The following is an 11818-nucleotide window of genomic DNA, read 5'->3' as shown; positions in this document are numbered from 1 at the left end:
GAGTGCTTTTTATATCAACAAATTATTTTAACTCATGACTTACTTTATTAGATGTAGGTAAGGTATTAATAATATCTAAACGAGATTTAGTTTTTTTAATATTTACACCTAATGATGATAATAATTTGACTACGTTTTGAATCTTATCTGGATTCTTCACTATAATCACCTCGTTTGGATTGACTTCAAGGTTATCATACCCTAATTCTGACTACTTTACTACATCATTTGTAAAATTTTTAAAAATATTTCTAAATAAAGAAAAATATCATTCAGAAATAAGTTGGACAACATTTTAATATAATATTCGATAACCTGAATCATATACCTCTTTTTCGATACTATTTAAATTCGCAGGCGTATCAAACTCGACTTTTATTTCTCCTACTTTACTATCAATTGCCACATTATAAACGCCAATCATGTTTTGTAAACGTTCCATGAGCATATTTTCTTGTTCAGTCGTTTCGACACCTGAAACATAAATGATTTCATTTTTCACTGTATATCCCTCGTTAATCTTTAATTAATTTTTGAAAGGTAACTAATAATTCTTCCATTGCTTCTTCTTGTGCACCATTGTTCACTTTGTTCATGATACAACTTTTCATATGATGATCGAGTAACTTAGTTGCTACACTATTGAGCGCTGAACGTGTTGCTCTTATTTGCGTTAAAACATCATCACAATAAACGTCGTCTTCAATCATGCGATTAATTGCTCTAACTTGCCCTTCTATTCGGTTTAAACGTGATTTTAAATTTGCTTTTGTTTGATCTGAATGATGTGCTTTTTCATTTTCAGTCACAAGCGTCACCTCGTTTCTCTACTCTTCATCATGGTATTATTCGATATTGATGAAGTCAATTGTTTAATTCCTTTTCAACGTAAAAACCGACTATGATATTCAACATTCTTCATGCTATAATTGAATAGTTAAAAAATAAATAATGTATGGCAAATGCAAAGGAGGCACCCCATGTTAGAAGTCTTTACTATGGCGCTTCACCATTCAAACATTATTATGAATGTTATATTGATTGGCGCTTTCTTGCTGAATTTAATTTTCGCATTTATTATCATTTTCATGGAGAGACGAACAGCAAATTCCATATGGGCTTGGTTACTTGTACTCGTATTTCTCCCATTAATCGGCTTTATTTTATATTTATTGTTAGGTCGTCAAATTCAACGAGACCAAATTTTCAAATTGAATAAAGAAGATAAAATCGGATTGGAAATGATTGTGGATGAACAACTAGAGGCGCTTAAAAAACAAGATTTCTCTAAAGGCAACCATCAAATTGTTAAATTCAAAGAAATGGTTCAAATGTTGTTATATAACAACGCAGCCTTTTTAACTACGGATAATGATTTGACGGTTTATACAGATGGTCAACAAAAATTTGATGATTTAATTCAAGATATACGTCATGCTCAAGACTATATACATATTCAGTATTATATCTTTCATAGTGATGGTCTTGGAAAGCAGATCCTTTTCGAACTAGAGAAGAAAGCTGAAGAAGGTATTGAGGTCAAAATGCTCTTTGACGATATGGGTTCAAGAGACTTACGTAAAAAAGATTTGAAACGTTTCCGTGCTAAAGGCGGACATGCCGAATCCTTCTTCCCTTCTAAATTACCGCTTATTAATTTAAGAATGAACAATAGAAATCATAGAAAGATTGTAGTTATAGACGGTAAAATTGGCTACGTCGGTGGCTTCAATGTTGGTGACGAATACTTAGGTAAATCGAAGAAATTTGGTTACTGGAGAGATACGCATTTACGTATTGAAGGCGATGCTGTCAACGCATTACAATTACGCTTCATTCTAGATTGGAACTCTCAATCCACGCGTGACAATTTAACTTATGAAGAACGTTATTTCCCTGATGTAGATTCTGGAGGTACAATCGGGATTCAAATCGCCTCTAGTGGACCTGATGAAGACTGGGAACAAATCAAATACGGTTATCTGAAAATGATTTCCTCAGCCAAAGAATCTATTTATATTCAATCGCCATATTTTATTCCAGACCAAGCCTTTCTGGATTCCATTAAAATTGCTGCTTTAGGCGGTGTAGAAGTCAATATTATGATACCTAGTATACCTGACCACCCGTTTGTGTACTGGGCCACATTGAAAAATGTTGCGTCATTACTAGAAGCTGGTGTTAAAGTGTATCATTATGACAACGGATTCCTTCATTCTAAGACGTTAGTCATTGACGATGAACTTGCGAGCGTGGGCACCGCTAACATGGATAATCGAAGCTTTACACTCAATTTCGAAGTCAATGCCTTTATATATGATGAAGGCGTGGCACGTTCTCTTAAACAAGCATTTATTAACGACATGAAAGTCTCTTATAGACTTACAAAAGAGAATTACGCACAACGTAGTACTTGGGTCAAATTTAAAGAAGGTATTTCTCAATTACTTTCACCAATTTTATAACTTTCAACAGTGAGGTTCGGGAATGTCCTGAACCTCTCATTCTATTAAGGAGCCATTTTATGGAAAATGAATTAAAAATTAAATACGCACGTGATTATATGAAAAACGCACATAAAGATGATTACACGGGTCATGATGTTGCGCATGTGGAACGTGTATATGCGCTAGCGTTACATATTGCACACAATGAGGGAAATACGAACACACTTATCATCGAGCTTGCTGCACTTCTTCATGATACGGTAGATAACAAAATTACTGATGAAAAGCTAGCCTACTCGAAATTAGTATCATTCTTGAAATCTATAGAGCTTACTGACGAAGAAATTAAACATATCCTCCATATCATTCAACATATGAGTTATAGAGGCGGAAAGAATAATAACATAGAGATGTCTATCGATGGAAAAATTGTAAGAGATGCAGATCGTCTCGACGCATTAGGTGCCATTGGTATTGCACGAACATTTCAATTTGCAGGACATTTTGGAGAGCCTATGTGGACTGAAACGAATATGCCTTTCGAATCAATTCAAATGAATGAGATTGATAAATATGATGCTTCAGCTATTAAACATTTTTACGAAAAATTATTAAAACTTAAAGATTTAATGCATACATCTACTGGAATGCAACTTGCAGAAGAACGTCATACATTTATGATTCAATTCTTAAAACAATTTTTAAATGAATGGAATTTCAAAGAGTGATTTGGACTATCATTTTCAAAACTAAAAAACCAGCAAATCCTATCGCGATTTGCTGGTTTTTATACTTTATTTTTTATTATTTTTAGAGACTACTTGCGTATTTTTACCTTTCTTTTTAGAAGGTTTATGTTCTTTTTCATATTGTTCAATGAAAGGTTGAACTTCTTTTTTAGCAAGTTTAGAGTAATACACGTTTGCAAAGTGCGTTTGTATTACTAAGAATAAGGCACTGACTGACCAATATAAGCCAAGTGCTGATGATGCTTGTAATGAAATCCAAATGATCATGATTGGAGAAACAATCATCATCATGTATCCCATTTGACGTTGTTCTTGAGGCATTGTTTTACTTGAAACATATGCTTGAATAAAGTAAAGAACACCGGCAATAATTGTAATCCAAATATCTGGTTTAGTTAAATTAAACCATAAGAAATGAGGATGTGCAGAAAGACCACTCACAAGTTTATCTTTCAATACGAAGTATAATCCCATAATGATTGGCATTTGAATCAACATAGGTAAACAACCTAGCATGCTCTTCATAGGGTTCATATCATATTTTTTATAAACTTCCATTAATTCTTGGTTTGCGGCCATTTTTTCTTCTTGTGTACGTGCACGTTTAACCTTTTCTTGAATGCCATCAACTTCAGGTTTAGCGACTTTCATTTTTTCACGCATCATGTGACTATTTTTATAGTTTGATAACATGAATGGTAACAAGATTAAACGAATTACTAGAACTAAGATAATAATTGCTAGTCCATAGTCATTATTAAATACATCATTTCCTAACCATTGTAAGAGATGTTTCATTGGTTGAACGAATGTATTAAAGAAGAATCCGTCCTGCTTTTCAGGTTTGGAGTAGTCACACCCAGCTAGAAAAACCATTATCCCTAAAAACAAAGGTAGTAACGCTTTTTTCTTCATTTTTCCACCTCTATTGTAATATTCACATAGGATTCATTTTATCATACTCGTACTGTAGTAGAAAACAAAAAGTGGAAATTTAACTAGATTATTTAAAGTAACTCAGAAAATGCTTAACAGTCTTGTCAATATTATCACTTCTAGAAATAGCAGAAATCACTGAAATACCATCTGCATCAGCTTCAGCTATCGAAGCAACATTTGATTCATTAATGCCTCCGATAGCTACAATTGGAAAGTCATCCAGATATTCTCTTAGTTTTTTAATCATTGATGGTCCAACAGGTTCGCTAGCGTCATCTTTAGAAGGCGTCGCATACATAGGCCCCACACCAATATAATTAACTTGAGATAGATCTGAATGTTGGTACTCATCTAGGTTACCAACACTTAATCCAATGATTTTATTTTCAAATTCTGTGGCAAATGCTTTTACCGCTTCATCGTCTTGTCCCACATGAATACCATCGGCATCAATCTCCTTAGCTAACGCCACATCGTCGTTAACAATAAATGGGACTTGGTATGTTTGGCAAAGTGATTTTAATTTTAAGGCTAGTTGCTTTTTATCCTCGCCTTTTAGAGCAGTAGGGCCTTTTTCTCGAAACTGATACAAAGTGATGCCAGCTTGTAATGCCTCTTCTAACACTTGTTCAATTGTTCTACCTTCAGGTATATCTTGTGTACCACAAATAAAATATACTTGTAATTGTTTTGGATTAAACATTTATGACTGAACCTCTTCTTTATTTACATATTTTTCAAATGTTGCATAATCTAAATTGTATAATTGATCCAATAGCTCAGGTAAGAATGAACCTGTTCCATGTACATGCTTTTCATTTTCAGCAAGTTCTGCTGCGATATTATATATGCTTACCGCTTCAATTAAAGCCTCTATAGATGGTTGCGTATTTCTAAATAAGAAACTAGCGACCACGCCACCTAATAGACAGCCCGCCCCAGTAATATTAGCTAATAGAGGTGAGCCATTAGAAAGCTTCACTATCTGATGATCTTGAACAATCACGTCTTCTTTACCAGTAATGACAACTGCTGCATCCAAACTTTCAGATGCCTTCTTAGCAATATCAATTGGATCAAGCGAATTATCGCTGTCTGTGCCTTTCATAGTCGTTTGCGAATCTATCAGTGTTAAAATTTCAGACGCGTTACCTTTAATCACCGTGACATCTATTTGTTCCAAGAATCGCTTACAAAATTGCTTACGATATGTAGATGCACCTACTGCAACTGGGTCAAAGACAATAGGTGTTCCTTGATCATTAGCAATTTTACCAATACTCATAATATCTTCTTCATTTTCATGAGTAAGCGTTCCAATATTAATTACGAGTGCACTTGCAACTTGATAGAATTCCTCTGCCTCTTCAGGTGCTTCACTCATCGCAGGACTTGCGCCTAAACTAAGTAAACCGTTCGCCGTGAAATTTTTAACCACATCATTCGTATAACATACGATAAGTGGATTCTCTGAACGTAAACGCTCTAAATTATTCATCATCCAAACCTACTTTCTTTAAATATGCAAAGTGATTAACAGGACCTCTTCCTTTACCAATTTCTGGTGTGTGCTCAATACTCATGGAAATAAATGCTTTAGCTTTTTTCACTGCTTCGTAAATCGAGCGACCTTTAGCAAGTTCTGCTGTTATCACTGCTGAAAATGTACACCCTGTTCCGTGCGTGTGTTTCGTATCGAAACGTTTATTTTCAAACGTATACACATCGTCTTTAGTAAATAAGAAATCTTTCGCATTATTTAAGTCTGCAGAGTGTCCACCTTTAATCACGACACCTTTACTACCAATTTCATTAATAAAAATGTCGCCAGCTTTACGTATGCTTTCTTCAGTATCAATCTTTAAACCAGTGATTTCTTCAGCTTCAGGGATATTAGGTGTTACCACATCTGCTAAAGGTAAAAGCGTAGATTGTAAATGTGATTTTGTGTCATCATCCATCAACGAATCTCCACTTTTAGCTAACATCACAGGGTCTATAACATATGGAATGTCAGAATATCTTTCCAAATAAGTTTGAATAAGTTCCATTGTTTCCTTGGTCGCAATCATTCCTGTTTTAATTGCATGAGGTAACTCATCATCAAATACGCTTTCTAATTGTTCTTTCACCCAACTTGTTTCGAGATTGTGAATATGTTGGACGCCTAGTGTGTTTTGAGCGACGATACTTGTAATCGCTGCCATTCCGTACACACCACATGAATGAAATGATTTTAAATCAGCCATAACACCCGCGCCACCTGTAGGATCTGTTCCTGCGATGGTTAATGCAATTTTAGGTTTATTCATGTTTTTCTCCTCCGAAATCCCATTTTTCATCAATATAAGCCATATTAAAGAAGTTACGTTCATGAATGGTACTTTGTAAGAAATTTTCTTTAATTTCTTCTTTTTGCACTTTTGTGCATTCTTTTGTTAAGCGATCCATTAATTGGTCGAATACTTCTACAAGCGGGTCCATTTCAGTACTGTAGAAATCGAACCATTTTGCTGTAATTGAGTCTCTATTGAGGGCTGGGTCTTTGATTGCACGTTTTGCTACCACTGCATATACGTATGGACAAGGCGCCATCGCTGCTATTGTATATGCTGCATTTTCATGAGCGTATGCATTATAGTACATGTGTTTAATATAATGATCTCCACTAGGTGGCCAAACCTTCTCTTTAACAATTTCATTGTAAGGTTCATTGATATAGTCTGCTAATACTTCATGTGCTTCAACTTCACCTTCTAACATAAATTCTATTTGCTCTACTAAAAATTTAACATCCTCCATTGTAGGCACTTTGGGTACAAGTAAAGCGTAAAGATTACTAAATTCCTTCAAATAAGACGCATCTGCTCTTAAGTATTGACGGACTGCCTGTTTAGATAATGTTCCTGTGAGTAAATCTTGAATAAAACCATCATTATAAATATCTTCAATAATTGGTTGTGCTGCTTCCCTTAATTCTTTTGAAAATGTCATTCGTATGCCTCCTTGGATAATAAAAAAACTACTTTCCAACAATGAAAAGTAGCATGATCAAGGCAAAAAGATGCTTATTTGATTATGACTACTTTCCTACGTTGGTACTAACCAAATCAGGTTATAAGGGTCTGAATCACTTCATCTCAGCCAAATGGCTCCCCTAGTAGTTATATTGATGTATTTCATTTATCACATTATCAAACGAATACCTGTAAATCAATCAAATGGGCTGTAAAACATGAAAAAAACCACCTTCTCATTGAGAGAAGATGGTTAATTGGGCTCATAAACTTAAATTATGCAGTTACCCATTGGTTAGCGCCTGCAGTGTTGTATAATTTAACTGCTGCAGCATCTTGTACGCTTTCTGGAGCGTTAGCTGGTGATTGACCTTTATATTGACTTGGAGCTACTGAATCCCAAGTTGATTGTAAGAATTGATATTTACCAGCTGCGCCTGAAGATGGGTTGATTGCATGAATGTCGCCACCTGATTCACGTTGAGCAATTTGTTGTAAATGAGAATTTACATTTACTGATGAACCACTTGATGCTTTACTACTTGAAGTGTTGTTAGATGGTGCACTGTAAGAAGTAGTTGCTTTAGCTTGTGGTTGTTGAGTTTGCTCAGTTTGTGGAGCAGCTGTTTGCTCAGGTTGAGCTTGGTTAGATTGTTGTTGTGCACTTACTTGTTCAGCTGAAGTTTGGTTATTTGAAGCTGAAGCTTGTTCGCTTACATCTTGTTGTGGAGTTGCTTGACCAGTTTGTGCATAGTTCCAGCTCCAGTTATTACCATCTGATTCGAAGTGGTAAGTGAAGCCGTTATAATCGAATGTTACGTTATAAGCACCTTCTTGGATAGGGCTTTCGTTTAATGATTGATCATTTGATTGTGCTTTTTGTGCTAATTCTGCTTTATCTACGTTAGTAGCTTCGCTTGCATGAGCGTCATGACCAGCGTTACCTGCTACTACGCCTAATCCTACTGCTAATGATGATGCAATTAATGTTTTTTTCATTATTAAAAATCCTCCTAAAAGTGATTTGTTTTCTTAACTAATTTACAAATACCACTCTAACATCTGAAAATACGGTGTAGGTTACAGTGAAATAAAAAAAACCGTTACTTTTTTACACTCGAATTACACTAAAAATTAATTATAAATAGAATTAAAATTCTATTCAAAACTGTCATGACAGTTTTGAATTTGTTTCGATTGCAAAATGTATCTGTAATATAAATGAAATCTGTCAGATAATTGTATGTATGTTGGGGCTAAAAATAAGGATTTATAAAAGCGACCTATTCTTTAATATTGGCCGATTAAAGTAGGTCGCTTGAGTATAATTGAAAGAAAAGGATAATTTAAGTTTTATTAAAATAAGATGGAGTTTAGGGGGAGTTAATTATTATATATTGATAGTTTCAAATTCGTCTGAGTGATAAGTGTCTTCGTCAAATTGATTTTGAGAGATAATTTCGTTACTTTTTGTTTTGGGAGACATGAATTTAATTGTTTCTACATATAGTTCGGTTACAAAATGTGTTTGCCCTTCTTTTTCATATTTTCTTGAACGCATTTGTCCAGTTATCCCTACTAAAGTACCTTGACTGGTATATTTTTCAATATTCGTAGCTGTTTTACCAAATGCCTTACAAAGTAAATAGTCGCTCGAAACTTCATTATTTTCGTCTTTGTAATTTCTTTCTGTTGCTACACAAAACGTTGCAACTCTACTATCCTCCTTTTCATATATTTGGGCATCTTTAGTTAACCTACCAACAATTACTATTTTATTTAACATGTGTCACCTCCTTCTTGTAATACATCTTAATTGAGGAGGGATCATTTGGTCAAAGTGACAAATATCCCTAAAACGTTAGCTATTTGTAGTATATTTTTGATATATTTAAAGAAAATAATGATTAAATAAGTACAACACTGCTTGTTATTTAATTTATTGTATATTTTTAAAAAACAAATGGGATGTGAAATAATGAAGACATTTAAGGCAGTACGATTTCAGATTGTAAATGAAAATGGTGGCGTTTCAGAATATGAAATCGAGGATGGCGTTATTATAAATAAAGAAGGAAGTGGCACAGGCTGGCTACTTGAAATCGTTATTTCAAATGAACACTATGAAACATTTCAAACTTATATGAAAGACCAAAAGTTATTAGATATTAGAGTAGTTATAACAAGACCGGCTAATGATCCTGCACTCTTTGATGCCACTGTCAAAAACGTTGCGAAATTTAAGAAAACAATGTCAGTTGTATTTGAATGTCATATTTATACTTTAAGACAGGTGTACGCAGAAAGCCTATTAGAAGAGTTAGTTGACGAAGGATTAACAGGAGAAGAACTTAAAAAAACCTTTAACCGAATGATGCAATCTAAACCAAAATTAAAAGATGAAAAATTTGAAAGAAATTAAATTCGGGTTCCTATTGCAAAATAATAGGAACCCGTTTCGTTATATATTGAATTAATTATGCATCTTGAATAGCAAATGTAAGTTCACAACTACATGCTAATTGACCATCCACTGTAGCTTTGGCAGTACCTTTACCAATAGGACCTTTAATCTTAGTAATTTCTACTTCTAACATTAATGTGTCACCAGGTGTGACTTGCTTCTTAAAGCGACATTTGTCTATTCCAGCGAATAGTGCGATCTTACCTTTATTCTCTTCATTATTTAACATTGCTACAGCACCAGTTTGAGCTAATGCTTCAGTAATTAATACTCCTGGCATTACTGCATAATCAGGAAAATGCCCTTGGAAAAATGGTTCGTTACCAGAAACTTGTTTTAACCCTACACATCTCTTACCTTCTTCGTATTCAACTACTCTATCAATCAATAAGAATGGCTGTCTATGTGGGATAATTTGTTTAATTTGATTATAGTCAAAAATTGTTTCCATTATGTTAAACCTCCGAAACTTGAAACTTTGTTGTATTCATTTTAATCATTGACACGTTGGATATCTGCACCAAGATCTTTTAATTTACCATGTAAATTGACATAGCCTCTGTCTAGATGTTTAAGTTCAGTCACTTGTGTCGTACCATCTGCTACTAAGCCAGCTAAGATTAACGCTGCTGCAGCTCTTAAATCAGTTGCTTTAACTTGTGCCCCTTGTAATTGACTTTTACCTTCAATTTTGGCACTTCTTCCTTCAACATTAATATTTGCATTCATTCTTCTAAATTCAGCTACATGCATGAATCTATTTTCGAAGACTGTTTCAGTAATAACTTTATGGCCATTTGCAGTTAGTAATAAAGCCATCATTTGTGATTGCATATCTGTAGGGAACCCTGGATGAGGTAATGTTTTAACGTCAACAGGATTTAAATCACCTTCTGCAGAAACACGAATGCCATCTTCTTTATAATCTAAATTGACTCCCATTTCTTCTAATTTATAAACTAGGCTCGCCATATGTTCTTTAATCGCACCACGTACAAAGATGTCTCCTCTTGTAATGGCACCTGCAATTAAAAGTGTACCTGCTTCAATTCTGTCAGGAATAATTGAATGTTCTACACCATGTAACTTTTCAACACCATGAATCGTAATGGTATCTGTTCCTGCGCCTGTAATTTTACCGCCCATTTCATTAATGTAGTTAGCTAAATCGACAATTTCGGGTTCTTTAGCTGCATTCTCTATAATGGACTTTCCAGATGCTAATGACGCTGCCATAATAATATTCTGAGTAGCACCTACACTTGGGAAATCTAAATGAATTTGTGTCCCTTTTAATCCGTTTTTGGCGTTTGCATAGATATTACCATTTTCTAAGTGAATCTCAGCACCTAGTGCTTCGAACCCTTTAATATGTTGTTCAATCGGTCTACTTCCAATTGCGCATCCCCCTGGTAGTGCTACAATTGCATGACCAAGTCTTGCTAACAATGGTCCCATTACTAGAATACTCGCTCTCATTTTACTCACGTATTCATATGGCGCTTCCTCATTTAGCTTTTTAGTTGCATCAACAGTCACAGCATTTTCTTCTTTATGATAAGAAACATCTGCGTTAAGTGTTGATAGAACATTATTAATCGTTTCTACATCGCTTAAAGCTGGAACATTAACAAGTTTACTTTCACCCTCTGAAGCTAGTAAAGAAGCTGTTAAAACTGGTAATACCGCATTTTTTGCTCCTTCAACTTTTACTTCACCTGTTAATCGATTTCCACCTTTGATTACTATTTTATCCATCTTTAATCCTCCACTTATAACTCCTATTACTTCTTCATTTCCCTGATTATTTATTTAATATTCATTCTATAATTATATCCATTATTCAATATAAATAACAGTTTTAGAATTACTTTAATAAATATTTAACTTGAGTTGAATATTGTAATAAATCAACAATAAAATTACTTACTGAAGTTCCTAATAAAATCGCTACGAATATCATACAGACTTGCACTTGTAATGCATAACCTTTTTTGAAAAATTGGTCTAATCTAATAGAGTTTAAAGCCCAATAAGCTATGCAAATACATATGACGTGTAAGAAAAGATGTACAATTGCAAATTGACTCAGATAATCCATATTAAACTCCTTCGCAAGATTACTGTATAACATTGTACACGAAATAACGTGATAAAGATACTTTAATAAATTAGTAAATAAAGATGAATGGTATTTAGAAT

The 11818-nt window shown here is 34.2% G+C and carries 16 protein-coding genes and 1 riboswitch; of the genes, 3 read left to right on the top strand and 13 right to left on the bottom strand.

Features of this window, described 5'->3' with window-relative positions:
• Positions 1 to 22: 22 nt before the first annotated feature.
• The 3 genes from HMPREF2580_RS12135 to csoR form a co-directional block, all read right to left on the bottom strand.
• Positions 23 to 160 (bottom strand): Lmo0850 family protein, encoded by a 138-nt coding sequence (locus tag HMPREF2580_RS12135; RefSeq protein WP_002445543.1) that lies wholly within the window; start codon positions 158 to 160, stop codon positions 23 to 25.
• Between the two features lie 135 nt (positions 161 to 295).
• Positions 296 to 502, bottom strand: coding sequence for a putative copper chaperone CsoZ (locus tag HMPREF2580_RS00470; RefSeq protein ID WP_002445544.1), 207 nt, complete (start codon positions 500 to 502; stop codon positions 296 to 298).
• A gap of 13 nt (positions 503 to 515) precedes the next feature.
• Positions 516 to 809, bottom strand: a complete 294-nt coding sequence (gene csoR / locus HMPREF2580_RS00465; RefSeq protein WP_037541856.1) for a copper-sensing transcriptional repressor CsoR — start codon at positions 807 to 809, stop codon at positions 516 to 518.
• A gap of 171 nt (positions 810 to 980) precedes the next feature.
• Here csoR and cls point away from each other — a divergent pair, with 171 nt between their 5' ends.
• Both cls and HMPREF2580_RS00455 read left to right on the top strand, forming a co-directional pair.
• Positions 981 to 2465: a cardiolipin synthase gene (gene cls, locus HMPREF2580_RS00460; RefSeq protein WP_070830015.1), complete on the top strand. Its 1485-nt coding sequence runs from the start codon at positions 981 to 983 to the stop codon at positions 2463 to 2465.
• Positions 2466 to 2524: 59 nt separating this feature from the next.
• A complete protein-coding gene (locus HMPREF2580_RS00455) occupies positions 2525 to 3175 on the top strand; it encodes an HD domain-containing protein (RefSeq protein WP_070830014.1) in 651 nt (216 codons plus the stop codon).
• 66 nt (positions 3176 to 3241) lie between these two features.
• On the opposite strand, the gene yidC is transcribed toward HMPREF2580_RS00455, so the two are convergent.
• The 7 genes from yidC to HMPREF2580_RS00420 all read right to left on the bottom strand — a co-directional run bounded on the left by yidC (position 3242) and on the right by HMPREF2580_RS00420 (position 8938).
• Positions 3242 to 4111 carry a membrane protein insertase YidC gene (yidC, locus tag HMPREF2580_RS00450; RefSeq protein ID WP_070830013.1) on the bottom strand — a complete coding sequence of 290 codons (870 nt, stop codon included), beginning with the start codon at positions 4109 to 4111 and terminating at the stop codon, positions 3242 to 3244.
• 88 nt (positions 4112 to 4199) lie between these two features.
• Entirely contained in the window at positions 4200 to 4838 is a 639-nt protein-coding gene (thiE, locus tag HMPREF2580_RS00445; protein WP_070830012.1) for a thiamine phosphate synthase, read from the bottom strand.
• Entirely contained in the window at positions 4839 to 5633 is a 795-nt protein-coding gene (gene thiM / locus HMPREF2580_RS00440) for a hydroxyethylthiazole kinase (protein ID WP_070830011.1), read from the bottom strand.
• Positions 5626 to 6447 (bottom strand): bifunctional hydroxymethylpyrimidine kinase/phosphomethylpyrimidine kinase, encoded by an 822-nt coding sequence (thiD, locus tag HMPREF2580_RS00435; RefSeq protein ID WP_070830010.1) that lies wholly within the window; start codon positions 6445 to 6447, stop codon positions 5626 to 5628. The genes thiM and thiD overlap by 8 nt, the downstream gene beginning before the upstream one ends.
• Entirely contained in the window at positions 6440 to 7129 is a 690-nt protein-coding gene (gene tenA / locus HMPREF2580_RS00430) for a thiaminase II (protein WP_070830009.1), read from the bottom strand. Before tenA ends, thiD begins: the two co-directional genes overlap by 8 nt.
• Positions 7130 to 7205: 76 nt before the next feature.
• A riboswitch (TPP riboswitch) is annotated at positions 7206 to 7304 on the bottom strand.
• A gap of 124 nt (positions 7305 to 7428) precedes the next feature.
• On the bottom strand, positions 7429 to 8151 hold the full coding sequence (locus HMPREF2580_RS00425; RefSeq protein WP_002445556.1) for a transglycosylase family protein: 723 nt from the start codon (positions 8149 to 8151) through the stop codon (positions 7429 to 7431).
• 391 nt (positions 8152 to 8542) lie between these two features.
• Entirely contained in the window at positions 8543 to 8938 is a 396-nt protein-coding gene (locus HMPREF2580_RS00420; RefSeq protein ID WP_002445557.1) for a single-stranded DNA-binding protein, read from the bottom strand.
• A gap of 192 nt (positions 8939 to 9130) precedes the next feature.
• On the opposite strand from HMPREF2580_RS00420, the gene HMPREF2580_RS00415 reads away from it, so the two are divergent.
• Positions 9131 to 9574: a YwpF-like family protein gene (locus HMPREF2580_RS00415; protein ID WP_037541858.1), complete on the top strand. Its 444-nt coding sequence runs from the start codon at positions 9131 to 9133 to the stop codon at positions 9572 to 9574.
• Positions 9575 to 9629: 55 nt separating this feature from the next.
• Here the strand turns inward: HMPREF2580_RS00415 and fabZ are convergent, their stop codons facing one another.
• From fabZ to HMPREF2580_RS00400, 3 genes are all read right to left on the bottom strand, one after another.
• Positions 9630 to 10067, bottom strand: a complete 438-nt coding sequence (gene fabZ, locus HMPREF2580_RS00410; RefSeq protein ID WP_002445561.1) for a 3-hydroxyacyl-ACP dehydratase FabZ — start codon at positions 10065 to 10067, stop codon at positions 9630 to 9632.
• A gap of 41 nt (positions 10068 to 10108) precedes the next feature.
• Positions 10109 to 11374: a UDP-N-acetylglucosamine 1-carboxyvinyltransferase gene (gene murA, locus HMPREF2580_RS00405; protein WP_044466358.1), complete on the bottom strand. Its 1266-nt coding sequence runs from the start codon at positions 11372 to 11374 to the stop codon at positions 10109 to 10111.
• A 109-nt stretch (positions 11375 to 11483) separates the two neighbouring features.
• A complete protein-coding gene (locus tag HMPREF2580_RS00400; protein ID WP_037541859.1) occupies positions 11484 to 11717 on the bottom strand; it encodes a DUF1146 family protein in 234 nt (77 codons plus the stop codon).
• Between the last annotated feature and the right edge of the window lie 101 nt (positions 11718 to 11818).

This window comes from Staphylococcus sp. HMSC036D05 (genome assembly GCF_001836225.1).
GTDB lineage: Bacteria > Bacillota > Bacilli > Staphylococcales > Staphylococcaceae > Staphylococcus > Staphylococcus caprae.
The sequence above is the reverse complement of the archived record's forward strand: the minus strand, read 5'-3'. Positions and strand labels throughout refer to the sequence as shown.